This is a genomic window from Halomonas profundus (assembly GCF_020865425.1).
GTDB lineage: Bacteria > Pseudomonadota > Gammaproteobacteria > Pseudomonadales > Halomonadaceae > Vreelandella > Vreelandella titanicae.
Genome location: NZ_CP086344.1, coordinates 2,767,711 through 2,794,004, shown reverse-complemented (window position 1 = coordinate 2,794,004; position 26,294 = coordinate 2,767,711). Strand labels below are relative to the sequence as shown.

Annotated in this window: 26 protein-coding genes; 17 read left to right on the top strand and 9 right to left on the bottom strand. The window is 53.8% G+C overall.

Going from position 1 to position 26,294, the window contains the following annotated elements; translation table 11 throughout:
• The first annotated feature begins 21 nt into the window (after positions 1-21).
• From trpA to LMS44_RS12625, 7 genes are all read left to right on the top strand, one after another.
• Positions 22-825, top strand: coding sequence for a tryptophan synthase subunit alpha (gene trpA / locus LMS44_RS12655; RefSeq protein ID WP_009286954.1), 804 nt, complete (start codon positions 22-24; stop codon positions 823-825).
• Positions 826-919: 94 nt separating this feature from the next.
• The gene (accD, locus tag LMS44_RS12650) at positions 920-1,939 is read left to right on the top strand and encodes an acetyl-CoA carboxylase, carboxyltransferase subunit beta (RefSeq protein ID WP_022523221.1); all 1,020 of its coding nucleotides are present in this window, start codon (positions 920-922) and stop codon (positions 1,937-1,939) included.
• The gene (gene folC / locus LMS44_RS12645) at positions 1,917-3,275 is read left to right on the top strand and encodes a bifunctional tetrahydrofolate synthase/dihydrofolate synthase (protein ID WP_022523222.1); all 1,359 of its coding nucleotides are present in this window, start codon (positions 1,917-1,919) and stop codon (positions 3,273-3,275) included. Before accD ends, folC begins: the two co-directional genes overlap by 23 nt.
• Entirely contained in the window at positions 3,262-3,984 is a 723-nt protein-coding gene (locus LMS44_RS12640) for an SPOR domain-containing protein (protein ID WP_422154525.1), read from the top strand. The genes folC and LMS44_RS12640 overlap by 14 nt, the downstream gene beginning before the upstream one ends.
• A 3-nt stretch (positions 3,985-3,987) precedes the next feature.
• A complete protein-coding gene (locus tag LMS44_RS12635; protein WP_009286953.1) occupies positions 3,988-4,563 on the top strand; it encodes a CvpA family protein in 576 nt (191 codons plus the stop codon).
• Positions 4,564-4,650: 87 nt separating this feature from the next.
• A complete protein-coding gene (gene purF / locus LMS44_RS12630) occupies positions 4,651-6,171 on the top strand; it encodes an amidophosphoribosyltransferase (RefSeq protein ID WP_009286952.1) in 1,521 nt (506 codons plus the stop codon).
• Between the two features lie 12 nt (positions 6,172-6,183).
• Positions 6,184-7,395, top strand: coding sequence for an O-succinylhomoserine sulfhydrylase (locus LMS44_RS12625; RefSeq protein WP_041158508.1), 1,212 nt, complete (start codon positions 6,184-6,186; stop codon positions 7,393-7,395).
• 113 nt (positions 7,396-7,508) lie between these two features.
• Here LMS44_RS12625 and LMS44_RS12620 read toward each other — a convergent pair whose 3' ends face one another.
• Positions 7,509-7,787: a hypothetical protein gene (locus tag LMS44_RS12620; RefSeq protein ID WP_022523225.1), complete on the bottom strand. Its 279-nt coding sequence runs from the start codon at positions 7,785-7,787 to the stop codon at positions 7,509-7,511.
• Positions 7,788-8,140: 353 nt separating this feature from the next.
• Here LMS44_RS12620 and LMS44_RS12615 point away from each other — a divergent pair, with 353 nt between their 5' ends.
• The 3 genes from LMS44_RS12615 (at position 8,141) to LMS44_RS12605 (ending at position 10,819) form a co-directional block, all read left to right on the top strand.
• Positions 8,141-8,698 (top strand): cytochrome b, encoded by a 558-nt coding sequence (locus LMS44_RS12615; RefSeq protein ID WP_022523226.1) that lies wholly within the window; start codon positions 8,141-8,143, stop codon positions 8,696-8,698.
• Positions 8,699-8,806: 108 nt separating this feature from the next.
• Positions 8,807-9,391 carry a YceI family protein gene (locus tag LMS44_RS12610; RefSeq protein ID WP_022523227.1) on the top strand — a complete coding sequence of 195 codons (585 nt, stop codon included), beginning with the start codon at positions 8,807-8,809 and terminating at the stop codon, positions 9,389-9,391.
• A gap of 93 nt (positions 9,392-9,484) precedes the next feature.
• Positions 9,485-10,819, top strand: a complete 1,335-nt coding sequence (locus LMS44_RS12605) for an MATE family efflux transporter (RefSeq protein ID WP_035537694.1) — start codon at positions 9,485-9,487, stop codon at positions 10,817-10,819.
• Here LMS44_RS12605 and LMS44_RS12600 read toward each other — a convergent pair.
• The 4 genes from LMS44_RS12600 to LMS44_RS12585 form a co-directional block, all read right to left on the bottom strand.
• Positions 10,816-12,300 carry a uracil permease gene (locus tag LMS44_RS12600; protein ID WP_027957474.1) on the bottom strand — a complete coding sequence of 495 codons (1,485 nt, stop codon included), beginning with the start codon at positions 12,298-12,300 and terminating at the stop codon, positions 10,816-10,818. The two genes, LMS44_RS12605 and LMS44_RS12600, sit on opposite strands and share 4 nt — an antisense overlap.
• A gap of 137 nt (positions 12,301-12,437) precedes the next feature.
• Positions 12,438-13,628 (bottom strand): amino acid aminotransferase, encoded by a 1,191-nt coding sequence (locus LMS44_RS12595; protein ID WP_155705907.1) that lies wholly within the window; start codon positions 13,626-13,628, stop codon positions 12,438-12,440.
• Entirely contained in the window at positions 13,629-13,967 is a 339-nt protein-coding gene (locus tag LMS44_RS12590) for a 4a-hydroxytetrahydrobiopterin dehydratase (protein WP_022523230.1), read from the bottom strand.
• Between the two features lie 30 nt (positions 13,968-13,997).
• The gene (locus LMS44_RS12585; RefSeq protein ID WP_022523231.1) at positions 13,998-14,900 is read right to left on the bottom strand and encodes a GGDEF domain-containing protein; all 903 of its coding nucleotides are present in this window, start codon (positions 14,898-14,900) and stop codon (positions 13,998-14,000) included.
• 243 nt (positions 14,901-15,143) lie between these two features.
• On the opposite strand from LMS44_RS12585, the gene cobA reads away from it, so the two are divergent.
• The 4 genes from cobA to dcd all read left to right on the top strand — a co-directional run bounded on the left by cobA (position 15,144) and on the right by dcd (position 18,892).
• On the top strand, positions 15,144-15,965 hold the full coding sequence (gene cobA / locus LMS44_RS12580; protein WP_051430467.1) for a uroporphyrinogen-III C-methyltransferase: 822 nt from the start codon (positions 15,144-15,146) through the stop codon (positions 15,963-15,965).
• 204 nt (positions 15,966-16,169) lie between these two features.
• Complete coding sequence (locus LMS44_RS12575; RefSeq protein WP_027957472.1) at positions 16,170-17,339, top strand: coiled-coil domain-containing protein; 1,170 nt, start codon at positions 16,170-16,172, stop codon at positions 17,337-17,339.
• A gap of 174 nt (positions 17,340-17,513) precedes the next feature.
• The gene (gene apbC, locus LMS44_RS12570; protein ID WP_009286945.1) at positions 17,514-18,314 is read left to right on the top strand and encodes an iron-sulfur cluster carrier protein ApbC; all 801 of its coding nucleotides are present in this window, start codon (positions 17,514-17,516) and stop codon (positions 18,312-18,314) included.
• Between the two features lie 11 nt (positions 18,315-18,325).
• Positions 18,326-18,892 (top strand): dCTP deaminase, encoded by a 567-nt coding sequence (dcd, locus tag LMS44_RS12565; protein WP_009286944.1) that lies wholly within the window; start codon positions 18,326-18,328, stop codon positions 18,890-18,892.
• An 83-nt stretch (positions 18,893-18,975) separates the two neighbouring features.
• Here dcd and purN read toward each other — a convergent pair whose 3' ends face one another.
• Positions 18,976-19,731 carry a phosphoribosylglycinamide formyltransferase gene (gene purN, locus LMS44_RS12560; RefSeq protein ID WP_009286943.1) on the bottom strand — a complete coding sequence of 252 codons (756 nt, stop codon included), beginning with the start codon at positions 19,729-19,731 and terminating at the stop codon, positions 18,976-18,978.
• On the bottom strand, positions 19,728-20,795 hold the full coding sequence (gene purM / locus LMS44_RS12555) for a phosphoribosylformylglycinamidine cyclo-ligase (RefSeq protein ID WP_022523235.1): 1,068 nt from the start codon (positions 20,793-20,795) through the stop codon (positions 19,728-19,730). The genes purN and purM overlap by 4 nt, the downstream gene beginning before the upstream one ends.
• Positions 20,796-21,059: 264 nt before the next feature.
• On the opposite strand from purM, the gene LMS44_RS12550 reads away from it, so the two are divergent.
• Positions 21,060-22,190, top strand: coding sequence for an AI-2E family transporter (locus LMS44_RS12550; RefSeq protein ID WP_009286941.1), 1,131 nt, complete (start codon positions 21,060-21,062; stop codon positions 22,188-22,190).
• On the top strand, positions 22,187-22,894 hold the full coding sequence (gene hda, locus LMS44_RS12545) for a DnaA regulatory inactivator Hda (protein ID WP_009286940.1): 708 nt from the start codon (positions 22,187-22,189) through the stop codon (positions 22,892-22,894). The genes LMS44_RS12550 and hda overlap by 4 nt, the downstream gene beginning before the upstream one ends.
• Before the next feature lie 110 nt (positions 22,895-23,004).
• On the opposite strand, the gene LMS44_RS12540 is transcribed toward hda, so the two are convergent.
• A complete protein-coding gene (locus LMS44_RS12540) occupies positions 23,005-23,379 on the bottom strand; it encodes a phasin family protein (protein WP_039859040.1) in 375 nt (124 codons plus the stop codon).
• 296 nt (positions 23,380-23,675) lie between these two features.
• Here LMS44_RS12540 and LMS44_RS12535 point away from each other — a divergent pair, with 296 nt between their 5' ends.
• Positions 23,676-25,052: a class II fumarate hydratase gene (locus tag LMS44_RS12535; protein ID WP_422154516.1), complete on the top strand. Its 1,377-nt coding sequence runs from the start codon at positions 23,676-23,678 to the stop codon at positions 25,050-25,052.
• Positions 25,053-25,088: 36 nt separating this feature from the next.
• On the opposite strand, the gene LMS44_RS12530 is transcribed toward LMS44_RS12535, so the two are convergent.
• Entirely contained in the window at positions 25,089-26,159 is a 1,071-nt protein-coding gene (locus LMS44_RS12530; RefSeq protein ID WP_009286938.1) for an endonuclease/exonuclease/phosphatase family protein, read from the bottom strand.
• Positions 26,160-26,294: the final 135 nt, after the last annotated feature.

Genomic DNA, 26,294 nt, shown 5'->3' with positions numbered 1-26,294 from the left:
CAGCTTTTTTTAAGGGCGAGCATGAACCGTATTGATCAGCGTTTCAGTGAACTTAAGCAGCAGGGCCGCAAGGCCCTGATTCCTTACATCACCGCAGGTGATCCAGCACCTCAGTACACCGTTGGTTTTATGCATGCTTTGGTGGAAGCAGGCGCCGATGTGATTGAGCTAGGCGTGCCTTTTTCCGACCCCATGGCGGATGGCCCGGTGATTCAAAAAGCCTGTGAGCGTGCGTTAAAGCAGGGCACACGGCTGGTCGACCTTATGCAGATGGTCAAAGAGTTCCGCCAAACCGATACCACCACACCGGTTGTGTTGATGGGCTACTTGAATCCGATTGAGCGAATTGGCTACGAAAACTTTGCCGATCAAGCTGCCAGCGTGGGCGTTGATGGTGTGCTGATAGTGGATATGCCGCCTGAAGAGGCCGAAGAGATTGGGCCACTGCTGAAATCGCGAGATTTAGCGGCGATTTTTTTGGTTGCGCCTACCACTTCTAACCAGCGTGCCGCTACAATATGCGCCCATGGCGAGGGCTACCTCTACTACGTTTCGCTGAAAGGCGTGACCGGTGCCGCCACCCTGAACGCAGACGATGTGGCCGAGCACTTGGCGCCGCTGCGGGGGATGACCGATTTACCGCTATGTGTTGGTTTCGGTATCCGCGATGGCGTGACGGCCGCTGAAGTAGCTAAAGTCGCCGATGGTGTGATTGTAGGTAGCGCTTTGGTTAACCGCATCGCTGAAAGTGTCGATGCGCCGGAAACCATTGCGGGCCAGTTGAAAAGTGTATTAGCAGAGATGCGTACGGCGATGGATGCCTAAAGCGAATTGCTTTATCGCCTATACTGAATAGATTCACGACACTCATCGAGCCTGGTTCTGCCAGGCGTTGACGTATAACGGAAGCCTTTTTGATATGAGCTGGTTAGACAAGATCGTACCCTCCATGGGTCGCATCCAGCGTAAAGACCGTCGCGCTAGCGTGCCCGACGGCCTCTGGCGTAAATGTCCCAAGTGCGAAGCGGTTCTCTACCTCCCTGAGCTAGAGAAACATAACAGCGTCTGTCCCAAGTGCGATCACCATCTGCGCTTGACGGCACGCAAACGCTTGGACTGGTTCTTGGATAAAGCAGAACGCGAAGAGATCGCGGCGGAAATCGAACCCAATGATCGGTTGAAGTTTCGCGACTCTAAAAAATACAAAGACCGCCTGACTGCGGCGCAAAAAGATACTGGCGAGAAAGATGCGCTGGTCGCTATGCGCGGTGAGTTGGATGGTCTTCCGGTCGTTGCCGTTGCCTTTGAGTTCACCTTTATGGGCGGCTCAATGGGGGCAGTGGTCGGCGAGAAATTTGTTCGCGCCGCTACCGTGGCGCTGGAAGAGAACATCCCGCTAGTGTGCTTTGCCGCCTCCGGTGGGGCACGTATGCAGGAAGCGCTCTTCTCGTTGATGCAGATGGCTAAAACATCCGCCGCGCTTGAAAAGCTCAAACAAGCGGGTGTGCCGTATATTTCTGTGCTTACGGATCCGGTCTTTGGCGGTGTTTCAGCCTCACTAGCCATGTTGGGTGACTTGAATATTGCCGAACCCAATGCCTTGATTGGTTTTGCAGGCCCCAGGGTCATCGAGCAAACGGTGCGTGAAACCTTGCCAGAAGGGTTCCAGCGCAGCGAGTTTCTGCTTGAGCACGGTACCGTCGACATGATCGTTCATCGTCATGAAATGCGTGCCCGCGTGGGTAGTGTGCTGCGTAAGTTAACCCACCACGACGCAACGCCGGTGAGTTCGACCAATCCTGATGATGCTGAGGTCGTTGAGCCTATCGTTGAGGAAGATAGCTTGGCGGAAACCGCTGACGTAACGTTCGAGAAAGTTGAGGCGCCTAAGAAGGACACCGCTTTCGTTAAGAGTGATGACCATTCGCGCAATGCCTGACTCTCTGCAGACACCTTCTTTGCCGCTCTACTCTTTGCAACAGTGGCTCCAGCATTTGGAAACGCTGCATCCGGTAGGGATTGATATGGGCCTGGAGCGGGTCTCGCAGGTGGCTAAACGGATGGGGCTGCTTTCAAGCCCCATCGCCCCCCGCGTTATTACGGTAGCAGGCACCAACGGCAAGGGCTCAACCCTTGCCATGATTGATAGCGTTGCCCGTGCCCATGGTTGGCGAGTGGGTACCTACACTTCTCCCCATTTATTGCGCTACAACGAGCGCGTTAAAATCGATGATCAGGAAGCCGACGACCAACTGCTGGTGCAAGGCTTTGAGCGGGTTGAGCAGGCACGATTGCAGGGCAGTGAAATCAGCCTGACCTATTTTGAAGCGGGGACACTGTGCGGACTGTGGTGCTTGGCCAATGCAAAGCTTGATCTTGCGGTGCTAGAAGTGGGGCTGGGTGGTCGCCTTGATGCAGTCAATATTATTGATGCGGATGTGGCCATTGTTACCACTATTGCTCAGGATCACGCTAACTTTTTAGGCACCGATTTAGCCCAGATTGGGCGTGAAAAAGCCGGTATTTTTCGTGCCAATCGTCCCGCCGTGCTAGGTAGCCAAACGTTACCTTCCAGTGTCGCTGAATGTGCTCAGGTGCTGGCGGCGCCTATGTTTTGTTTGGGCCAGCAATTTGCCCATCAGACGATGGCTTCTGAGCCTTCGCAATGGCGCTGGCAGGGGCAGCATCCGGATGGTCAACGCATTGTTATTGACGAGCTTCCCGAGCCGGGGCTGCCTATCGATAACGCCGCCACTGCTTTGCAGGCGCTTGTGCTTGCAGGGCTTGGGTTGGAAGCGGCGCGCGTGCAAGCTGCGTTGAGTTCTGTGCAGTTGCCGGGGCGGCTGCAATGGATTGGGCCTTGGTGCCTGGATGTAGGTCATAATCCTCATGCTGCCGAGTATGTCGTTCGCCATTTGCCGCAACCTCCGGAAGGTGGTCGGCAGTGGGGCCTTATTGGCATGTTGAATGATAAGGATATTGACGGTGTCATACAGACGTTAGCGTCTCGCATTAGTGATTGGGTGTGCGTGTCGTTGAGCGGAGAGCGAGGTTGCCAGGCAAGCGAGTTGTCGCAACGTATTATAGCTCAGGGAGGGCGGGTGCATTTTAGTGCTGATTCGCCGCAAGCAGGCGTCGATTGGCTCGCTAACATGTTAACGCCCAATGATCGTGTCTTGGCCACCGGATCGTTCTTTACAGTAGCGGCACTGTTAGCTCGGCCACTGCCAACAGGCGCTGCGTCGCTTGATGGAGACGGAAATGAAATACGGTAAAACGGAACGCATTAGCGGTATTGTGATTCTGCTCGCGCTACTGGCGATCTTTGTGCCGTGGCTAATGAGCGACCCCGCACCAAGGGAAGAACGTCCCCAGCCGAACTTTGTGATCGAGCAGCCCGTTGAAGTGGAGCGCCGTGACGTTCCTGCACCGGAAAGGCCTTCAACCATCGGCGAGCCGTCTCTATCGTCAGCGGCCCGTAATGAAGAGGGCGATATGCCTATTGACGTCGATCCGAGGTTGCCGGAAACCGATCAAATTACTGCTGCTAATCAGTCGCCCTCGAGTCCCGAGGCGGCGGGATCCAGTGAACCGAATGAAGAGCCGGAGACCTCCGATAGCGACCCTATTGCTGACCTGATTGCCAGCAATAGTGGCAGCGGTCAAAACAGCAGTGAAGGTTCTTCACAGGGCTCTTCACAACGTTCATCGCAAAGCTCCTCATCTAGCTCATCCACCCCCTCAGCAAGTGCTCAGGGAGAGTGGGCGGTGCAAGTCGGCAGCTTTGGTGAGCCCGGTAATGCGCAGCGCCTTAGCGAGCAGCTTTCGGGTGAAGGGTTTACTGTTTATCAGCGTGAGCGCGATAACAATATGACCACCGTCTTTGTGGGCCCTTATGCCACTTCTGAGGAGGGGGAGTCTGCCATGTCCTCGATTAAAGAGCGGGCCAATGTGCAGGGCCTGCTTGTTCGGGTAAGAGACTAAACGATGGCATTAACCTGGATTGATGCGGTGTTCTTGGCCGTGCTGGCGCTATCAATGCTAGCCGGATTCGTCCGGGGATTTGTTCGCGAGGCATTGGGGTTGGCCGCCTGGGTCGTTGCCTTAATGGTTGCCCGAGTCCTCGCCGAACCGGTGGCCGAACTGATGAGCGGGTTTATCGATAGCTTTGATGCCCGCCTAGTGCTCGCTTTTATACTGGTGATCTTTGCCGTTATTTTGCTTTGCGGCATAGTCATTCGCTTGGTGCATGCGGCGATTGAGTGGGTAGGCATGGGGCTTTTGAACCGTGTGGCGGGGGCCGCTTTTGGTGTTGCTCGTGGGGCGGTTATTTTGCTTATTGCTACCGTGCTGATTACCCTCACACCGCTGGCGGAACTGCAGGCGTGGCAACAAGCCGAGCTGCGACCGACCTTTATTCAACTGCGCGATTGGGCGGTGAGCCAGTTAGATCAGTGGGATCGTGAGCTGCCTGAGGCGCCATCGTCGCTGCGCGACATCTCTCTACCTGAACTGCGTCTGCCTAGTGCGACGGAGCGTGAGGTTATCCCGGCAGGTGATTGACCTGCTACTGAAGTCGATTCTACGAACGTTCGGGCTTTCTTAGGTATGTGACTTAGGTAAGCCATGGCATTAAGCGAGGTAACGTGAATGTGCGGTATAGTGGGCCTTCTGGGCAAGCAGGCGGTAAATCAGGGAATCTACGATGCCCTGACCGTACTTCAGCATCGTGGCCAGGACGCTGCCGGCATGATGACATGGAGCGAGGGACGCTTCCTACTGCGCAAGAGTAACGGCTTGGTACGTGATGTATTTCACACCCGTCATATGGCCCGCCTAAAAGGTAACCTAGGCATTGGTCACGTGCGTTACCCGACGGCAGGCTCTTCAAGTGAAGCTGAGTCACAGCCGTTCTATGTTAACTCTCCTTACGGCATTGCGCTGGCGCATAACGGTAACCTGACCAACTCTGAGCAGTTGAAGCAGGAGCTGTTCTCTACCGATCTGCGTCACATCAACACCAGCTCCGATTCTGAAGTGCTGCTTAACGTCTTCGCTCACGAGCTGGGCAAGCAGGGTTTGCACCTGGAAGCGGAAGATATCTTCGACGCCGTGCGTCGTGTTCACCGTCGCTGCAAGGGTGGTTATGCCGCTGTCGCGATTATTAATGGCTTTGGCATGGTGGCATTTCGTGACCCCTTCGGTATTCGCCCCGTGGTGTTTGGTACCCGCGAAGAGGAGAACGGGCAGGCGGTGATGATCGCCTCCGAATCCGTCGCCTTGGATGTGGGCGGTTTTGAACTGGAGCGTGACCTATCGCCTGGTGAAGCCATCTTTGTCGACATCGAAGGCAATATTCACACCCAGGTATGTGCTGACCGCCCCGAGCTACGTTCGTGTATCTTTGAGCACGTTTATCTAGCGCGTCCCGATTCACTGTTGGACGGCGCCTATGTTTACGGCACCCGTATGCAGATGGGTCGCAAGCTGGGGGATCGCATTCTCAACGAGTGGCCGGATCACGATATCGACGTGGTCATCCCGATCCCTGATACGTCGCGTACCTCCGCCCTTGAAATGGCGCAGCACCTCGGGGTGACCTACCGCGAAGGGTTCATGAAGAACCGCTATATTGGCCGTACCTTTATTATGCCGGGGCAAACTCAGCGTAAAAAATCGGTACGCCAAAAGCTCAATGCGATAGACGTTGAGTTTAAAGGCAAAAACGTTTTGTTGGTGGACGACTCCATTGTGCGCGGCACGACCTGTAAGCAGATCATTCAAATGGCCCGCGATGCCGGGGCACGCAAGGTCTATTTTGCCTCGGCGGCGCCCCCGGTACGTTTCCCCAACGTGTATGGCATCGATATGCCTGCAGCGTCTGAGCTGATTGCTCATGGCCGCAGCGAAGAGGAAGTAGGGGATTTGATTGGCGCTGACCGTATCTTCTATCAAAACCTAGAGGATCTAAAAGCGGCCTGCCGCGAAGTGAACCCGGAAATGGAAGAGTTTGATTGCTCGGTGTTTGACGGCAATTACGTGACTGGTGATATCGACGACGCCTACCTGGCCGCCTTGGAAGCTAGCCGTAATGATTCCGCCAAGGATCAAAGTGCCGGTGATCATGCCCTGGTCGATATGCACAATCAGGACGATGACCTGGACGATTAGGAGAGAAGTCTTATGCATGATGATAATCATCAGGAAGACGGTCACCAGGATGAGTGGTCATTAGAGACGCTGGCTATCCGTGCGGGCCATCAGCGCACCTTCGAGCAAGAACACTCGGAGCCTATTTTTCCGACCTCAAGCTTTGTCTACGAAAGCGCTGCAGAAGCGGCGCGTAAATTTGGTGGGCAGGAGCCGGGCAACGTCTACTCGCGCTTTACCAACCCGACAGTGCATACCTTTGAGCGCCGCCTGGCGGCCCTTGAAGGTGGCGAGCGTTGTGTGGCCACCAGCTCGGGTATGTCCGCTATTCTCTCCACTGCGCTGGCACTGCTTTCCGCAGGGGACGAGATTGTGGCCTCCCGGTCGCTATTTGGCTCGACGGTTAGTCTGTTCGATAAGTATCTAGGTAAGCTGGGTATTACCACGCGCTATGTGGAACTTTCCAGCGTTGCTGCCTGGGAAGCGGCGATTACTCCCAAAACGCGGCTACTGTTTGCCGAAACGCCCTCAAATCCACTGTCAGAAATTGCCGATATTTCGGCCCTGTCTGCGTTGGCAAAACGTCACGATGCGCTACTGGCGATAGATAACTGCTTCCTTACCCCGGCACTTCAGCAGCCCTTGGCGTTAGGTGCTGACTTGGTTATTCACTCAGCGACCAAGTATTTGGACGGCCAAGGCCGTGCAGTTGGTGGTGCCGTGGTAGGTAGTCATGCGCTGCTTGAGGAAGTGTTCGGCGTGGTGCGCACCTGCGGGCCTTGCTTGAGCCCCTTCAACGCGTGGATTTTTACCAAGGGCCTGGAAACCCTGTCGCTGCGTATGAAAGCTCACTGTGAAAACGCCTTGACCCTGGCGCGTTGGCTGGATGCCCACTCGGCGGTTAAGCATGTGTTTTATAGCGGCCTGGAGAATCATCCTCAGCACGATTTGGCTAAACAGCAGCAGAAAGGGTTTGGCGCGGTGCTGGGTTTTGAAGTGAAAGGAGGACAAGAGGGTGCGTGGCAGGTGATCGATGCAACCCGAATGCTTTCGATAACAGGGAATTTGGGTGACGTTAAATCCACTATTACTCATCCGGCCACCACTACCCATGGGCGTTTGTCTGATGCTCAGAAAGAAGCGGCGGGTATTGCGCCAGGGCTGATCCGCGTGGCGGTAGGGCTTGAGAGTCAGCAGGATATCCAGCGCGATCTTGCTCGTGGCTTGGATGTTCTGGCTGGCTAATTGATGTTAAGCAATCCTACACAGTCACGAAAACCCACCTTTGAAGGTGGGTTTTTCGTACTTTTGAAACCTAATGGGTCATATGCTGTGCAAACAAAGCCCCCTTATTTGTTTCAAGAAGCGTTGCGGTGAGGCAGGTCTGACAGCGCAACCTGATCTTCATTGCTGGAAGAGTGATTGATGTGAGAGCTCGGAGCAACAACGGTGTTGTTCTTTGCATCGCCGTTGACCAAAGGCAAATCAGCTGGTGTCAGGTGCACGCTGTCAGTGCTGTAATTCGCTGAAGAGCTAGGCTGAATAATCTGGTTAAGCTCGCCAGATCCCTGTTCAGCTAGAACGGCAGTAGAAGTCAACGTCATGGCAATAGCGGTGATAAGGGTCATTTTTTTCATGATTGGCGCTCTCTAATAGAAAGTTTATGTACCGTTTTTCGGTCATTGCTGGATGTCCTTTAGGACATGCATTAATAGTAAGCGTGCAAACAAAATTATAAAATTGGTTATATTTGCTTTTTTTGTTCGATTTTATAGAATGGATTGGCTTTGTCTTTTTAGAAAGACGAACTGCGTAAAAATTGTTACCTGGTTATTCAATGGTTTTTACGAATGAAATATCCTGCTTTTTTCAGCGGTTTTTATTAGCTTCTAGCGGTAAGGTTCTGGGCGTGGACGAATAGCGTAATCCAAGATCTGATAAGCGCGTTGGCTAAGTTGAAGCAGCCATAGATAAAATGAGGAATAGCACAATGTGGCGTAACAGTCGCAACGGTTGGGGATTGATTAGTATTCTGTTTCATTGGCTAAGCGCGCTGGCCATTATTGGTCTGTTTGCACTGGGCTGGTGGATGACTGACCTGGGCTATTATGACCCTTGGTATAATCAGGGGCCGTGGGTACACCGCTCGATTGGCATCTTGCTATTGTTTGCTACCTTTGCGCGTTTGGTATGGCGCTTCGTACAGCCGACGCCCTACGCCGAGGGGAGTCGATTAGAAACTATTGCTGCCCATCTCGGTCATATTGCGCTCTATGTGCTTCTAATAGTCGTTATGGTGAGCGGTTATTTAATTTCTACTGCTGATGGACGTGGTATTAGTGTGTTTGGTTGGTTTGAGGTGCCGGCGTTGCTATATGACTTGCCCAATCAGGCAAGCCAGGCGGGCACCGTACACTGGTACAGCGCCCTGGCGTTGATGATCCTGGCAGCGGGCCACGCCCTTGCTGCTGTTAAGCACCATTGGTTAGGTCGGCATAAAACCTTGGTACGCATGTTAAACCCAGCGCATAGCCAAGCTGGCAATTAAAACGCACCAAGTTAATGACGTTGTCTGTATACACGTTTTTCTAAACACTGCGGGTAAGATAATTGACTGCCCGCGGTGCCTATTAAGTAAAGCAAGGAGCAATTCAATATGTTCAAGAAGACAGCATTTGCATCCGCGATCGCCGCTGTAGCGCTGGTACCTTTGAGCCAAGCGCAGGCAGCTGATTATCAGATTGATACCGAAGGTCAGCACGCTTTTGTCCAGTTTAAAATTTCACATCTGGGCTTCTCCTACATTCTCGGCAGCTTTGAAGAGTTCGATGGTCAGTTTGCCTATGATCCTGAAGATCTCGACGCGTCTTCTGCTGAAATCGAAGTGCAGGTTGATAGCCTGACCAGCAATCACGCCGAGCGTGATCGCCATATCTTGAGCGAAGATTTCCTTAATGCCGGTGAGTTCCCTACCGCCACATTTAGCTCCACAGGCTTTGAATCAACGGGTGAAAATGAAGGCGTCTTGACTGGTGATCTGACCCTGCATGGCGAAACCCAAGAGATTGAAATGCCGGTTACACTGATGGGTGAGGGTGATGACCCTTGGGGTAACTACCGCGCTGGTTTCGAAGGCAGCACTACGCTGACGTTGAGTGATTACGGAATCGACATGAGCGATTTTCCAGAATCCATGCATGAGCTTGAGCTGTACGTCACGTTTGAAGGTATTCGTCAGTAAAGAGTACTTTTAGTTAAGCGCCATCACTCCGCTAGGGGTGGTGGCGTTTTTGCGTTTAAGGCGAATAAAAGGAGAGTTGGCTTGGCAATTGTGATGCAGCAACGCGAGTTGGCGATAACCCTATGGCGGCAAACCTGGCCAATGGCCATCGGGGTGTTGGCGCTATTGGGTTTTCAACTTGTTGATAGCGCCTTTATTGCCCGTTTGGGTACCGCACAGCTAGCGGCGCAGTCGTTCACCTTTCCGCTGTCATTTCTGATTATCGGCATTCAAGTGGGTATGGGTATCGCCATTGCGGCACTTATTTCCCGGGCGCTCGGCGCAGGGGAAGGGGAGCGAGCGAGGCGCTTGAGCAGCCTGGTATTAATGGCAGGTGGCGGAGTGATTGGTCTGTTGGCGTTTGCCTTGTGGGTGTTCCATGTGCCCGTTTTTCAGCTCCTTGGCGCCGATGAAGCGACGCTTTCCTATATCCATATTTACTGGGGGCCGCAACTGTTGTCCGCCTGGCTGGGAGCACTGCTCTATTTCAGCTACAGCATTTTCCGTGCCCATGGCGATACCCGTTTACCAGGTAAAATGATGGTTCTCAGTAGTGTTGTGAACCTGGTGCTCGATCCACTACTGATTTTTGGTGTCGGCGATTGGGAGGGTTGGGGATTGCCCGGTGCTGCCTGGGCAACTGCAATTGCTTTCTCAGTGGGTCTGTTGGTCACTACACGTAAACTGCTCAAACGCCAGTGGGCATCGCAGCAAGGCCTATGGCTAGAGGCGAGGCAGTCGTGGCGACCGTTTACTGGCATTGCCGCCCCTGCGATGGTCAGCCAACTGATGCCGCCCTTGGCTGCGATGCTGGCAATCTCAGTGGTGGCGGGTCTGGGTGAAAGTGAAGTAGCGGCCTGGGGGTTGGCGAGCCGTTTGGAAACGCTTTCCCTGATGGTTATTCTGGCTATGACCATGTCGCTACCGCCGTGGTTAGGACGCTGCTATGGTGCCGGAGATTGGGGGCAAATTCAGCAGCTTATGCGTTTGGCGGTAAAGGTCGCGCTGGTTTGGCAGCTTAGTCTGGGCGTGCTACTGGCTCTGGGGGCTCCCTGGCTAGCCATGGCCTTAGCAGGCAATCCAGAGGTACAAAACGAGCTGACCCTGCTGATTCGCTTTCTGCTGCCAAGCTACGCAGCGCTGGGCGTTTGTATGTTAGTGGTTTCGGCGGGCAATGCTCTAGGTTGGCCGCTGCGAGCGATGCTGCTATCCAGCGCACGGCTGTTTATCTGCTATTTACCCTGCCTGTGGTTAGGTTCACAGCTCTTCGGTTGGTGGGGGCTGGCGGCGGGCGCCGCCGTAGGCAACCTGCTGGCAGGCTTGATGGCGTGGCAAGTCATGCGGCGCATTCTTTCCCGCCCGCATCGGCAGGCGGGATTCGTTAATTAACGCAGGCGCCCAGCTTCCTGAAAGGAGAAGTAGATAAACAGCAGCGCCATCCCTAAGTAGCCCATCACGAACTCTGGGGCAGCATTGAATGACAGTTCGGGGGCGTGCATCAGCCCAACGAAGGAAAAGCCCGCGGCAATGGCAGCGAAGGCGGCCGCGCGTCGGAACTGGTGATCAATCACCGATACCGTCATAGCGCCCAACAGAATGGCCATAAACATAGCCCCTTGGCCCATCACCACAATGGCACTGGATATATCGGTGACGACCTCACCAGCCCCGCGGTTAAAGCGCGTCATCACGTAGTTGGCGAAGTAGGGTAGCATGGCCAACGCTACGGCAGGATAGTAGCGTGTGTCGTTGGACTGAAACGCGGTGGCAATCATCGACATACCGACAAAGACCAAAATCGGTGCGACCACTGAAACGGGAATGATTGCGGCTAGGGCAGCGATTAAGCCGAACATGGTAGCCAGCGCATATACCGCGCCGTTGAGAAGGCTGTAGCCCCGGCCTGCGCCCATCCACTTGGCCCCTACGGTGGCAATATAGACCGTGGTAGGAAAGACGCCGCCAAACAGCGCGCCAATCATGGTGCCTGCGCCATCAACCGCCTGACACTCCCGCACATCGTACTTATCGCCTGCGGCCTCCATCGCCTCGACGTTGTTCATCGTCTCAATGGCGTTATAGAGCGTAATCGGCAGCACCACGGTGAGTACCGCCAGCATACTGGTCAGCAGTAATCCCAGCCCTTCAAACCAGGCTAGGTTGGGAAGTAATGGATAAAAGCCCAAGTGCGTGAACGCATCGCTAAAGCGCTCGGTGCCGGCGTCGCCAATCAAATAGGCCATGGTGGTGCCGACGATAATGGCGAATAGTGAGGTGGGGAGTTTAAACGGCATACTCACTCGTGCGACCAGCCCAACAATAATGATCGCTAGCACCAGTAGACCAATAATCGGCATTTCCAGCGTTTTGAACAGCATTTCACCGGCGATAAACGTCAGTGCGACACCCGCAACGGCGCCCAGCATGGCAGCGCGCGGTAGGTGGTACTGCACCCAGCGGCCAATTATGCTGATTGCGGCTTCGATGGCGCCGCTGATAAAGCAGGCGGCGACGGCTACTTTCCAGGCCATTTCTGCATCACCGGTGAGCTGTTTGGCGGGTAGCAGTACGCCGAATAGAAACACAAACATAACCGGCGTTGAGATACCGTAAGAGAGCGCCGTTACATCGGCACGGTTCTCCTTGCGGGCCAGTCTTGCCGCGCTCCAGGCATAGTAGAAATTACCGACCATTACCGCTACTGCCGCGCCTGGCAGCACCTGCCCATAGACAATGGAAGAGGGGAATCCCATGCCCAGCATGGTGATGGCAATAATGACAAAGTTGGCAATATTGTTTTGGAACAGGGCGAAGAACGCGTCGGTGTCTTCTTTTTTGTACCAGGGGTAGTGGGTGCTGGCAGCCGCCATGTTAGGCCTCTTGATTATGGTGTGTTGTATACAAGGCAACGCTGAGTGTGCCGAAGTGTTGACTAATCGGTCAAGTGTTCAGCACACAAAAACGCCCAGGTAGGCCTGGGCGTTTGTAGTGCGGCAATGCTTGCTAGCTAGTCGTTGACAGCGGCAATCGCTTTGGCCAGGTAGGGCAGGTTCTCATGGGAGAAGCCCGCTACGTTAGCGCGACCCGAGCGTACCATGTAGATGCCAAACTCATCGCGCAACCGATCTACCTGTTCCGGCGTTAAGCCTGTGTAGGAGAACATACCGCGCTGTTCAGCTACGCAGGCGTACTTCTCGTCCAGGCCATAGGGTTTCAGTGCTTCAACGAAATCGCGACGCAGAGTATTGATACGGTCACGCATTTCGGTGAGCTCTTCACGCCATAGCGCAGTCAGCTCTGGATCGTGGAGGATCTCACTGACGATAGCGCCGCCGTGTGCAGGCGGGTTTGAGTAGTTTTCCCGTGCCACGATCGCGACCTGTGAGCGAATGTTGCCCATCTGCTCGCTGTCTTTTGCCACCATGATCAAGCAGCCGGTACGCTCACAATAAATACCGAAGTTCTTGGAGCAGGAGCTGGTGATGATCGCTTCGTCGAGGTTTTCCGCCAGTAAGCGAACGCCGTAAGCATCCTCGTCCAGCCCTTCGCCAAAGCCCTGATAGGCAAAGTCGATCAGCGGCAGCAGCTTGCGCTCACGGACGATCTCTAATACTTCCTGCCACTGGTCGTGGGAAAGGTCAAACCCGGTCGGGTTATGGCAGCAGGCGTGGAGTACGACTACATCGCCTTCTGGAATGCTTTTTAGCGCTGCACGCATACCGTCGAAGTCGAGACGGTTGTCGGGGTCAACGTAGGGGTACTTGTGCAGCTCAATACCCGCGGCGGTAAAAATACCGTGGTGGTTGGGCCATGTTGGGTCGCTTACCCAGATACCTTTGCCCGGCAACTGAGTGGAAATGAAGTCGGCTGCCAGGCGCAGGGCGCCGGTGCCGCCAGGCGACTGGGTAGCGCTGGCACGGTTGGCTTTGAGTACCGGTGACTCAGCACCGAAAACCATGGGAAGTACTACTTCACCATAGCTGGGCGCGCCGTGAGAACCGATATAGGTTTTCGTCGTTTCATTCTTGAGCAGGCGAGCTTCTGCTTCCTTAACGGCGCGCATTACCGGCGTATTGCCTTGGGTATCGCGGTAAACACCAACACCTAAATCCACCTTTTGCGGATTGGTATCTTTCTTGAAAGCTTCGATCAGCCCGAGAATGGCATCTCCTGGGACTCGCTCAATATGCTCAAACATTTATTCGGCTACCTCGTCGGTTCTGGCGGCAAGAATGAAGTCATTAAGATGCAGGCCTTTAATAGCGTGAGACCACCACGTGACGGTGGCTTTGCCCCACTCGGTCACGATAACGGGGTGATGGCCAGCCTGCTCTGCAATATCGCCAACGCCTTGGGTAAATGCCAATGCGCTGGCAAAGTCACGGAATTTAAAACTTCGCGACAGCTTCATGATGCCATCGTGCTCGACAATCTGCCACTGGCTGAGGCTTTTTAGCCGCTCTTGGGCTTCATCTTTACTTAAAGGTTGAGCATCTTTGCTGCACGGTTCACAAATGGCGTCGGCTAGCCTTGTCATTGTTTGGCTCCTGCAATTGAGTATGCCTTATCAGCGTAGATGGCAAACGCAGTCACGACCAACGTCTTTGGCGCTATACAGCGCCTGGTCGGCCCGCTCGATCAGACTCGTGAGGGGTTCGCCACAGCGATATTCGGCAACCCCAATACTCAGCGTCACTTGGCCTGGCCCCATACCGAAGTCGCGTACACTGATAGCCTGGCGTAAGCGGTCGGCAAGTGCATGGCATTGCTGCAGCGGAGTAAGCGGCAGCACGACCATAAACTCTTCTCCTCCCAACCGAGCCACCATGTCTTCGCAACGCAGCAGCGACTGGGCGTAGGTTGCCAACTGTTTAAGCACATCATCCCCGTGCAGATGTCCCCAACGATCATTAAGCCGCTTAAAGTGATCAATATCGATCATCATGATGGAGAGCGGTGTGCCGTGGCGGGCGCTAAGCGATGCAACATGGGTTAAGTGCATCATGAGCTTGCGCCGATTGGGGAGTTGAGTCAGGGGGTCTGTATCGCATAGTTTGCGCAGCCGCTGCTCTTCGCTGACTTGATCGCTAATATCCATCATTATGCCGTTCCACTGCACGCCATCGACGACGGGCTTTGGTTTGGCGCTAACCGCAATCCAGTGTGGTTTGTCTTGTGGAAACGGTAGCCTAAAGCGTGTGGTTAGAGGCAACATCCAGCGGGCTGAGCGTTCGATAGCGGACATTATCTTGGGGTGGTCGTTGCCGGTCAGTTGCTCAACTAGCTGCCCTGCATTTTCGGCGAGCAGTTCCCGGTCAATATGTTTGAGAGCCACGCCGCCGCCCTCCAAGTAGGGGAACCGCATATGGCCATTGCGCGCGCGATGAAACTGAAAGATAACGCCGGGTATGTGGGGTACGAGGTGGTCTGCACTGACTCGCTCTGGTGCGTCTATATCATTCACGGGCATGCGTGAATCTCCAAACATATGCCAATTTAAATTCGATCGTGAAGATTAGCCCTAAATACGTAATCAGGATGTAAGCCATTGCAGACAAAATGGCTATTATCTATATTTTTTTAGAATATATATGTTCTATTTATATATATTCGATTGCATTATAAGCAATAGACAAGGTGTTATTGGCATTTAGTGGTAAAATTAATTACTTTTTTGCATATTAAAAAAATTTTTTATTCCTGGGGTGGATTCTTGGAAGCAGGACGAGAGCAAACGGCTCAGCCATACGGCCTGGTAAGTCTAGTGGGCGCGGGCCCTGGCGACCCGGAGTTATTGACGCTAAAAGCGTATAAGCGACTGCAGTCCGCTGAAGTGGTGCTGTACGACCGCTTGGTTAGCGGTGAAATAGTCGCCTTTATACCGCCACAGGCGCAGCGATTTTATGTGGGTAAAGCACGCTCTCTGCACAGCGTCCCTCAAGAGGGGATTAATCAAGCGCTTGTAAAGTGGGCTCAGCAGGGTAAGCGTGTCGTGCGCCTTAAAGGTGGTGATCCGTTTATTTTTGGCCGGGGCGGAGAGGAGCTTGAGGCGCTGGTGGCAGCACAAGTGAGCGTGGAAGTCATCCCAGGGGTGACGGCGGCATCAGGCTGCGCGGCGTATGCGGGCATTCCTTTGACCCATCGCGACCATGCCCAGTCGGTGCGTTTCATCACCGGGCATTTACAGCAGGGGGAGTGTGAGCTTGATTGGGATGCGTTAGCGCGGCCTGGGCAAACCTTGGTGTTTTATATGGGGCTGGGCACCGTAAAGGTGATCAGCCAGGCGCTGGTTAAGCATGGTTTAGCGCCAGACACACCGCTGGCGCTGATTGAACAGGGCACGACCCGCCGACAGCGTACCCACGTGGGTACGTTATCTGGATTACCAGATACTTTCTTGGCGGGCCACATTAAACCGCCTACGCTGCTAATAGTGGGCAGCGTAGTGTCACTGCATACCACACTGGATTGGTTTGATGCGCTGAGCGGAGAGGCCTCTGGTTTTCATGAGGGAAAGCATCCTCCTTCTGGCTAAAATAATAATCGTTCCTGCTTGTCTTGTAACGCAGTAGCAACATTTGTACACGATTTTGCAAACAGACTGGCTAGATACAGTGAGCTGTGTATGCTGAAGGGGGAGAGCATTCACGGTTAGCGCATTACCTATGTACTTGATCATCGCGCAACTGATTGTTGTTAGCTTGGACAAACGTTAGCTAAGACCATAGAGGAACGCATAATGTCGGAAGCAAACCACTCGGATCACCAGTCGCCTGCCAACAAGCCAGAACCGGCTAAAAAGTCGGACATGAAAACCCTCTTTCAAGATAACCGGGTAAAAGCGATTGCTGGTATCGCCGCCATTGCCGTTATCTGGGCCATTATGGCGCAGTCTAATGCAGGTTCTCGCCAGGATCGTGTCAATAGCTTAGAAGAGCAGCTCGCCAGCGCTGAGCAGGAAAATAGCCAAATGAGCCAGCGCATTAGCGAAATTGAGGAAGCTGAAACCAATTTAGCCGCGCTGCAAGAGGAGATGGCGTCCCTTGAGGCTCAACAGCAAGAGGCCAGCTCGTCGCTTGAGAGTGCCCAAGGCAATGTCAGCGATGTGCAGTCGCGTTTAGAAGAGCTTGAGTCCGAGCGCGATGCGCTGGAAGAAGAAATTGCCTCTCTTAATGAGCAGGTAGAGAGCGCTGAAAGCGAGATGACTGCGTTGCGCGAAGAGCGTGATCAAATCACCAGCACTCGGGATGAGGCGGAAAGTGCCCTCCAGCAAGTAGAAGAAGCGCGTTCTAGTGCTGAAGAAGCCCGCCAGGAGGCTGAGGCTGCCCGTCAGGAAGCGGAGCAGCAGCGTCAGCAAGCGATCGAAGAGCTGGGCAATACCGAAGATGAGTTGTCCTCGCTGGAAGATCAGATTAGCCAGTCAAATGAACAGCTAAGTGGCTTAGAAGAGGAAATTTCGAGTGTCCAGAGCGAGCTTGGTGAGCTAAAAAATGAGCGTGACTCACTCACCAGCGAACGCGATGAGCTGCAAAGTGATGTTGATTCGCTAACGGCGCTGCGCGAAGAAGAAGAGCAGAGCTTGAGTCAGGTGCGCAGTGAGCTGGATGACGTCATGGTTGCCCTGGATATTGGGCGTGAAGAAGTGGCCAGCGTTGAGAGTGATATCGAAAAGCGTGAAAGCCAGCTAGAGCGTTTAGAGAGCCAGTTAAGTGAATGGCGCGATGAGCTGTCGACGTTAGACAGCCGTTTGGCCGATGCAGAAGAGTCAGCGGGTGAGGCTGCATCATCTTCCCCGAGCAGCTCTTCTGATAGCTCGTCGAATGGGGGCTCGTCAGATGGGAACTCTTCAAGTGAGAGTGCCAATGACAGTGATGGTGGCAGTGAAGAGTCGCAGCAAAACGCTGGCTAATAAGTGGCGGGATAGTAATGCTGTAACGCACCTTTCGCGTTAGAAAAGTAAGGGCGGATGTCGGGGAACCGGCATCCGCCCACTTGTTGTTGGTTTATGATTTTGGCTGTGAGGCGTATCATTCACTCAACGTTAATTCAGTTATTAAGAGCTTAAAACGAGGAGTGCCATTGAATGGATGGGGTTAAACATATTATTGCAGTGGCATCGGGCAAGGGAGGCGTGGGAAAATCCACCGTCACCGTGAATTTGGCATTAGCGCTGGCAGCACAGGGCTATCGCGTGGGTGTCCTGGATGCGGATATCTATGGACCCAGCCAGGCACAAATGCTCGGTGTTAAAGAGGGTACGCGCCCCCAGGCGGCAAGTAATGACAAATTCCTTCCGCTCCAGGCCCATGGCATTCAGGCCATGTCGATGGCATTTATGGTCAATACCCGTGAGCCAATGGTGTGGCGCGGGCCGATGGTAGTGGGCGCGTTTCAGCAGATGCTGACGCAAACCCAATGGGATAATCTCGATTTTCTATTGATCGACATGCCCCCAGGTACTGGCGATATCCAACTGACCCTGGCCCAGAAAGTGCCGGTGGCAGGGGCGGTGATTGTGACCACCCCACAGGATATTGCGCTGTTAGATGCCCGTAAAGGGATCGAAATGTTCCGCAAGGTCAACGTGCCGGTGCTTGGCGTGGTGGAAAATATGAGCCTCTACCACTGCGAAAAGTGCGGCCATGAAGCGGCTATTTTCGGCACAGGTGGTGGCGATAATATCGCCCAGGAGTACGATACCCAAGTACTTGGACGCCTGCCGCTGACGCTCTCCATCCGAGAGCTGACAGATTCGGGACGCCCGAGTGTGGTATCCGAACCTGACGGGGCGGTGAGTCAAACCTTTGCGACTATTGCCCAAAAAGTCGCTGAAGCGGTTAGCGCGAATCAAGGCGACGGCCCAACTATTTCCTTTAGTGAGTGATAACGACATAAATGAGTATCAAATCTGATAATTGGATTCGTCGCATGGCCAAAAGCGACGCGATGATTGAGCCGTTTGAAGCCGAGCAAGTGCGCTACGTGAACGAACAGCGCGTGATTTCCTACGGCACCTCAAGCTACGGTTACGATGTGCGCTGCTCAGACGAATTCAAAGTCTTCACCAATATTCACTCAGCGATTGTTGATCCCAAAGCGTTTGACGCGAACAGCTTCGTCGATATTAAAGGCGATGTCTGTATTATTCCGCCGAACTCTTTTGCGCTGGCGCGCACGGTGGAGTATTTCCGTATTCCCCGTAACGTGCTGACTATTTGCCTGGGGAAATCCACCTACGCGCGCTGCGGCATTATTGTCAACGTGACGCCGCTGGAGCCCGAGTGGGAGGGCCACGTTACGCTGGAATTCTCTAACACCACCAACCTGCCGGCAAAAATCTACGCTCATGAGGGCGTCGCCCAGATGTTGTTCTTAGAGTCCGACGAAGTATGCGAAACCTCGTATAAAGACCGGGGCGGAAAGTATATGGGGCAGCGTGGGGTAACCTTGCCGCGTACCTAGTTATACGAAGTACATTGCTACAAAAAAGCGCCTTACGGCAAAAACGTAAGGCGCTTTTCAATGCTTATGATGACGTTTTCATGCTAATCCTGCGACTCTTCGTCGAGCTCCTCATCAAGCTCTTCTGCAGCATCAGCGTGGGAAAGCCGCATACCGTGTTCCGGTAGCAGATGACCGTCCATTTTGGCGCCTTCGGCACTGAACTGCAGCCTGCCTTCCAAAAACCACTGCACTGCAATCGGGTAGATTAGGTGTTCTCGGGAGCGAACCTTCTCTTGCAGTGTTTCAGCCGTGTCGTCCGCGTTGACCAGCAGCTCCGCTTGCAGTACCACTGGGCCACCGTCTAGCTCTTCGGTGACGAAGTGAACGCTACAGCCGTGGCTGGCAACACCGTCTGCCAGGGCGCGGGCGTGAGTGTTGAGCCCTTGGTAGTCTGGCAGCAATGAAGGATGGATATTCAGCATACGGCCCAGGAAGCGCTGCACAAAGCGAGGCGTCAAAATGCGCATAAAGCCCGCCAGTACAATCAGATCCGGCTCGTGACGCTCAATGACTTTGATCAAGGCGCCGTCGTAGGCTTCGCGACTATCATACTCCCTGTGGGGGAGGGCAACCGCTTCAATGCCCGCTTCGTGTGCGCGTTTCAAACCATAGGCGTCAGCAATATTGGAAATCACTGCGACAATCTCACCGCCGCCTAAGCGGTCGTGGGACTGAGCATCAATCAGCGCCTGAAGATTGCTACCGCTGCCAGAGATAAGCACGACAATGCGGCGTGCACCGAGAGGCTCTGGTGTTACGTCTTTAATGGTATCGCTCTGGTAGTCCGTATTGGTCATGCCGAGAGGTTCTCCAAAATAACGGCGTCCCCTTGGCGTTCAACGATCTGCCCTAGACGATAAACGGATTCGCCTTCGGCTTCCAGGTGAGCCATTGCCTGTTTTGCTTGATGCTGCGGCACCACAACGACCATCCCAATACCGCAATTGAGCACGCGGTGCATTTCAGTTTCATTCACGTTTCCATTGGCCTGTAGCCAATCAAACACGGCTGGTCGCTGCCAACTGGCAATATCAATATGCGCAGCGAGGTTGTCCGGCAGTACGCGAGGAATGTTTTCAAGCAAACCGCCACCGGTGATGTGTGATAACGCATGCACGGCAATCTCGCTACCGCGCATCAAGGAGAGCAGTGATTTGACATAGATACGGGTGGGGGCCATCAGCGCATCGCCAAGGGTTTTACCGTCGATGTCGGTCTCTAGCGAAGCGTCGCTAACCTCAAGGATTTTACGAATCAATGAGTAGCCGTTGGAGTGTGGCCCGGATGAGGCAAGTCCCAATATGACATCGCCTTCGGCCACTTTGCTGCCATCTAAAATATTTGCTTTTTCAACCACGCCCACGCAAAAGCCCGCTAAATCGTAGTCGCTGCCTTCGTACATGCCCGGCATTTCGGCGGTTTCGCCGCCTACCAGGGCGCAGCCAGCCAATTCGCAACCAGCGCCAATGCCGGTGACAACGTCAGCAGCAATATCCACATCGAGCTTACCCGTGGCATAGTAGTCAAGAAATAGCAGCGGTTCGGCGCCAGCCACGATAAGGTCGTTGACACACATGGCGACCAAATCAATACCAATGGTGTCGTGCTTGCCAAGATCCATTGCCAGGCGCAGCTTGGTGCCGACGCCATCGGTACCTGAGACGAGCACGGGCTGCCGATAGCCCGCGGGGATCTCGCATAGCGCGCCAAAGCCGCCAAGCCCGCCCATGACTTCGGGGCGAGTCGTGCGTTTGGCAACGTGTTTAATGCGGTCAACAAGGGCGTTACCGGCATCGATATCGACGCCTGCATCCTTATAGCTGAGGGAAGGAGTAGCCGAAGAAGAAGAGGTCTCGGTCATGACAGATCCTGTGAAGCAAATAGCGGTGCTGGTAGTGCTGGCGAATTGGCCAGTGCTGGGCTTAACTTTGGCGGATTGTAACACTCAGCGACGCTGGCCGCACCGCTGTCGCGCAGGATGAAAAGCAGACGCGCGACTTTCGTTCATTTGCGGCATAGTAGTGGCGAGTGAAAGTTAGTAGTGATAAGTAAAGTGTGTCGTGATCAGTGCCATAGTAACGATAAGTGATATTTAGCGGATTAAATCCACGTTTGAGAGGGAACTATGCGGAATTCTTGGTGGGGCGTCCTATTTTTGGTGGTAATAGGCGGTTTAATTTATTTGTTAGACGCGGCGCTGATGCCTTTTATTGCTGGGATGATTCTCGCTTACTTAGCTGACCCGCTGGCTAACCGTTTCCAGCGCTGGGGCATGAATCGGCCGTTCGCGGTGAGTAGTGTGTTTTTAGTACTGTTGGTCGTCCTCGTGGCGAGCCTGTTGATATTGATCCCGCTGCTTGTTCAGCAGCTTAAACAGCTGGGCGAAGCTATTCCGGGTATCTTCAATTGGGTAGAAAATACGCTTGCTCCTCAGGTACAAGAGTGGACAGGTTATGACTTGACCGCGGAGTTAACCAACGCGCGCGAGACGCTGGTCGAAAACTGGCGCGATGCTGGTGGCTACCTAGCCCAGGCGCTAGGCCAAATTGGCCGCTCCGGTATGGCGTTTGCCTCTTGGATCACCTATGTGGCACTTATTCCTGTGGTGACCTTCTATTTGCTTTTGGACTGGAACCGCCTGCTGACCAATATTGCCAATCTCGTGCCACGCCAGTGGGCGGATGATACCTTCCGGTTGGCGCGTCGCTGTGATGAAGTGTTGTCATCGTTTCTACGCGGCCAGCTGCTGGTAATGCTCTGTTTAGGGATTATTTATGCGGTGGGCTTAACGTTGATGGGGCTCAACTTTGGCCTATTGATCGGCTTTGTGTCCGGACTGGTGAGCATTGTCCCGTTCCTGGGTTTTATTGTCGGCTTGGTGATTGCCCTTGTTGTGGCGCTGTTCCAGTACGCCACCTGGTGGGCGGTGTTAGGCGTTATCCTGGTGTTTAGTATTGGCCAAATGGCCGAGAGTGTGATTCTCCAGCCTAAATTGTTGGGCGATAAGATTGGCCTGCATCCGGTCGCGGTTATCTTCGCCGTGCTGGCGGGGGGGAATCTGTTTGGCCTAACAGGGGTGTTGTTGGCTCTACCTGTTGCCGCGGTGATTCTAGTGCTGCTAAAAGAAGTAAAAGTTCGCTATCAGCATAGCGAGTTATACGACGAACAAAATACTGATAAACATACGCCAATCATTGAGGTCAGCTCTTCACATAACGATGAGCTGGGCCATCATGATGGACGGGAGTCACCATGAGCCGAGCACCGGCACAGCTTCCCTTGGGAATTGGTCTGCGTGATGACGCGACCTTTGATAATTATTATGTGGCGCGTGCAAATACGCCGCTGGTAGAACACCTTACCCAGCAGCTTACCCCGGAGGGGGAGCAGTTCCTCTATCTGTGGGGCGCGCCAGGGGTAGGGCGTAGCCATCTTTTACAGGCGGCGTGTCATGCGGCGTCCGATGCAGATAAACGAGCACTGTATCTCCCCCTGGATGACTTGGGCCACTTTCCGCCATTAATGCTGGAAGACATCGAGCGCCTGGATCTGGTCGCCATTGATGACCTGGAGTGTGTGATTGGTCGCAAGCGCTGGGAGGAAGCGCTGTTCCATGCTTTTAACCGGCTAAGAGATGCTGGCAAGAAATTAGTGATTGCCGCCAGTGCTTCACCGCGTCAATTAAACGTGGTGCTACCGGATTTGGCTTCGCGCCTGACCTGGGGGGTAACGTTTCATGTTCACCCTTTGGAGGATGACGAAGAGCGTTTGGCAGCGCTAAAGCTGCGCGCCAGTGTGAGAGGGATGCAGCTCCCCGATGATGTTGGGCGCTATATCTTGCATCGTGGCCCCCGCGAGTTAGGTGAGCTGTGTCGCGCGGTGGAGACTCTGGATAAAGCATCGCTCTCAGCCAAGCGCAAGCTTACTATTCCCTTTGTGAAATCCGCCCTCGGTTGGTGAAACGGCTGGTACAGAAATGCTAAAGGCAACGACTAAAACGCCCCTGTCAGCAAGAGCCGACAGGGGCGTTTTATAAAACATGCTTGCTAGCTTACTGTTTCAATAAGCGATTAAGCGGTTTTGTTCAACTTGCTAGCAGCGGTTTGCGCCTGCTTAACGTTGTCTTCGGTAATTTTCTGGCTTTTCTGGATAAAGTCCTGCTGCAGAGATACGACTTTATCGGTATCGCCTTTAACACGCTCAGCCAACTCTTTAGCTACCTTTTGCTGGCCTTCCATGTAACTACGCAGGCCCTCTGCGTCTTTTACTTCCATCATTTGGCGCATTTGCGCAATGCCGGTGTCGGCATAAGCTTTGCTGGCGTCCATCTGAGCGTTAATCATTTTTTCGCTGTAATCGATGCTCAGCGCCATGTAAGCGCGTACTGGCGCCATGAACATGTTGTCAAACTGCTGAGTCATTTCGTTAGTATTTAATGTACGCATCGTCATACCCTCCTGGGGTTAGTCTTACCAAAAGCAGCTATCCAGAGGTTGGCGCTGCTTATTTAATTGGGTAGCTTTATTTATAAGCTATCTTGCAGTGCAGCATAGCAACTGTTTTTGTGCAGTGCAACATTTGGTTTTTGGCATTTTAAAGTGCACGGGGCAAGAGCCTGTTTACCCCTATGGTCTAACCAGCTAGCTTGAAGGCAGTGGATGTGGCTTTAGCGAGTGAACGATAGGTCGGCTATGCGCTCAGATAAGCATCACCATTAATCTTACTGATGGGAGAAAGAGCAATGGCAACACGGATGGAACGCGATAGCATGGGCGAGTTGGAAGTGCCTTCTGAGGCTCTTTATGGGGCACAAACCCAGCGGGCAATCAATAACTTCCCTGTCTCTCATTCGCCCATGCCCCCGGCCTTTATTCACGCTGTCACGCGTATCAAGCTAGCGGCAGCCCGGGCTAATCAATCGCTAGGAGGGCTTGATAGTGCGCGGGGGGAAGCGATTCAAAAAGCGGCGCGGGAAGTGTTAACGGGCAAGCATGACCAGCACTTTCCTATCGATGTGTTTCAAACTGGCTCAGGTACCTCCACCAATATGAATGTCAACGAGGTGTTGGCTACATTGGCAAGCCGTGAAGGCGTTGAGGTAACCCCGAACGATCACGTCAATATGGGGCAGTCCAGCAATGATGTGATTCCCACGGCCATTCACCTGTCGGCTGCCATCGCGGTGCACGAATCGTTGCGCCCAGCCCTTGTCCACCTGCGTGACACTATCGACAAGCGGGCCAGTGAGCTGAGCCATGTGGTAAAAACCGGTCGTACTCACCTCATGGACGCCATGCCGCTGCGTATGGATCAAGAGCTGGGTGCTTGGTCTAGCCAACTAGGTCAGGCCATTGAGCGCTTTGATAGTGCCATGAAACGGCTGTGCCGATTAGCTCAAGGTGGCACGGCCGTGGGGACCGGCATTAACGCTCCTATCGGTTTTGCTGAGCAGGTCGCCCAAGAGCTGAGCGAACAGACCGGGTTGATGTTTACCCCTAATGACAGCTTCTTTGCCAGCCTCTCGTCTCAGGATGCGGCGGTAGAGCTCTCGGGGCAGTTGAAAGGCTTAGCCTGCGTGATTATGAAAATAGCCAACGACCTGCGCTGGATGAATTCGGGGCCGCTGGCGGGGCTGGGCGAGATTGAGCTCGAGGCGTTACAGCCCGGTAGCTCAATTATGCCTGGGAAGGTTAATCCTGTTATTCCTGAGTCAGCCGCCCAGGCCGCTGCACAGGTTATTGGCCTGGATGCCGCGATTACCGTGGCCGGGCAGAGTGGTAACTTTCAACTGAACGTGATGTTGCCGTTGGTGGCTTCCAACTTATTAACGTCTATAAGCTTGATGAGTAATACCGCTCGATTGCTGGCTGATCGTGCGATTGCCACCTTTAAGGTTCGTGAAGATAACCTGGAAGGCCCGCTGGCCAGAAATCCCATTTTGGTAACGGCGCTAAATGGCGTGATTGGCTATAACGCCGCCGCCGCTGTCGCCAAAGAGGCTTACCAGGCGGGGAGGCCAATTATTGATGTGGCGGAGGAGAAAACTGACCTTGACCGGGAGACGCTAGAGCGGCTGCTGGATCCGGTCGCGTTAACGCACGGAGGCATTCCTGAGTAACACGTTTAAGGTCAGCTATCTTTAGGCCAACCGCGTTCAGGTTTCCTGCTTTTCGGTTTTACCTTCCTGAATCGTTTCGCTGGCCTCACTGCGCTCCTCAGCATCGGCTTCGGGCGTTTCATGCTCGTCTTGACGCGAAGGGCGGTAGCAAAAGGTGGCCAGTATCGGGAAGTGGTCGGAGCCGAAGTAACTCAGGCGCTGCATGCCGACTAAGGTGAAGTGTTCGGTCACAAAAATGTGGTCAAGGGGCCAGCGCAACACGGGATATTTGGCGTGGAAGGTGCTGAATAAACCACGTCCCCGGCGTGGGTCGAGCATGCCGCCAACGCGGCAGAAAAGTCGCGTAGTGCGCGACCACGCTACATCGTTCAGATCCCCGGCGACCAACGTTGCTTGGGGATCTTCATGAATTTTCTTGCCGACCAATAGCAGTTCAGCATCCCGCCAAAGGGATTTTTCACTCTCACTGGGGGCCGGTGGACGGGGATGTAACGCGTAAAAGCGAATGCTATCGCCGTTAGCAAGCGTCACTCGGGTGTGAATAGACGGGATGTCGTCCTGAATTAGCCACTCCACCGAGGTGTTAGAGAGCTCCAGGTGCGAGTAAAGGTGCATGCCGTAAAGGTTGTCGAGCGGGATTTTAACGCTGTGCGGCCACTGCTCTGCGAGAGCCGGATCTAACTGATCTTGCCACCACTGGTCTGACTCCAGGGTCAGTACTATGTCGGGCTGATGCTGTTTAATCATATCGATCAGCGCTTGGGCCTGCCGGTTAGGGGTCAGTACGTTAGCGATCAGTAGCGTGATCGTTTTATCTGAATCGTTACTCTTCGCCGCCTTGACCTGCACCGGCCACAGCGGTGTCCAGGGCAGAATATAGTAGACTTGAAACAGTAAAGTGATGCCTGAGGCGAGCAGGGCTACCCATAGCCAAGGGCCAGGCTCAACGAAGATAGCGGCTAATAGCCAAGTGATTAAAGCTAGGCAAGCGATCTGCAGGCGTGGAAATTCAAAACTGCGGATCCACCACCAGTGTAAATGTATTCTTGCAATCAGCGTCGCCAATAACAGTACGATCGCTATGCTTCCTAGCAAAATACCCAGCATGGTTTATCTCCCTATAGAACACCCAGCACCTTGAAGCGCTAAGCCTAGCGCTAGAAGGTCACAGGTGTCGAATTGAGCCTCTATTCGTAATGGGTTTAAGGCTGGCGGGAGAGGGCGCGCAATGGAAAAGAACTT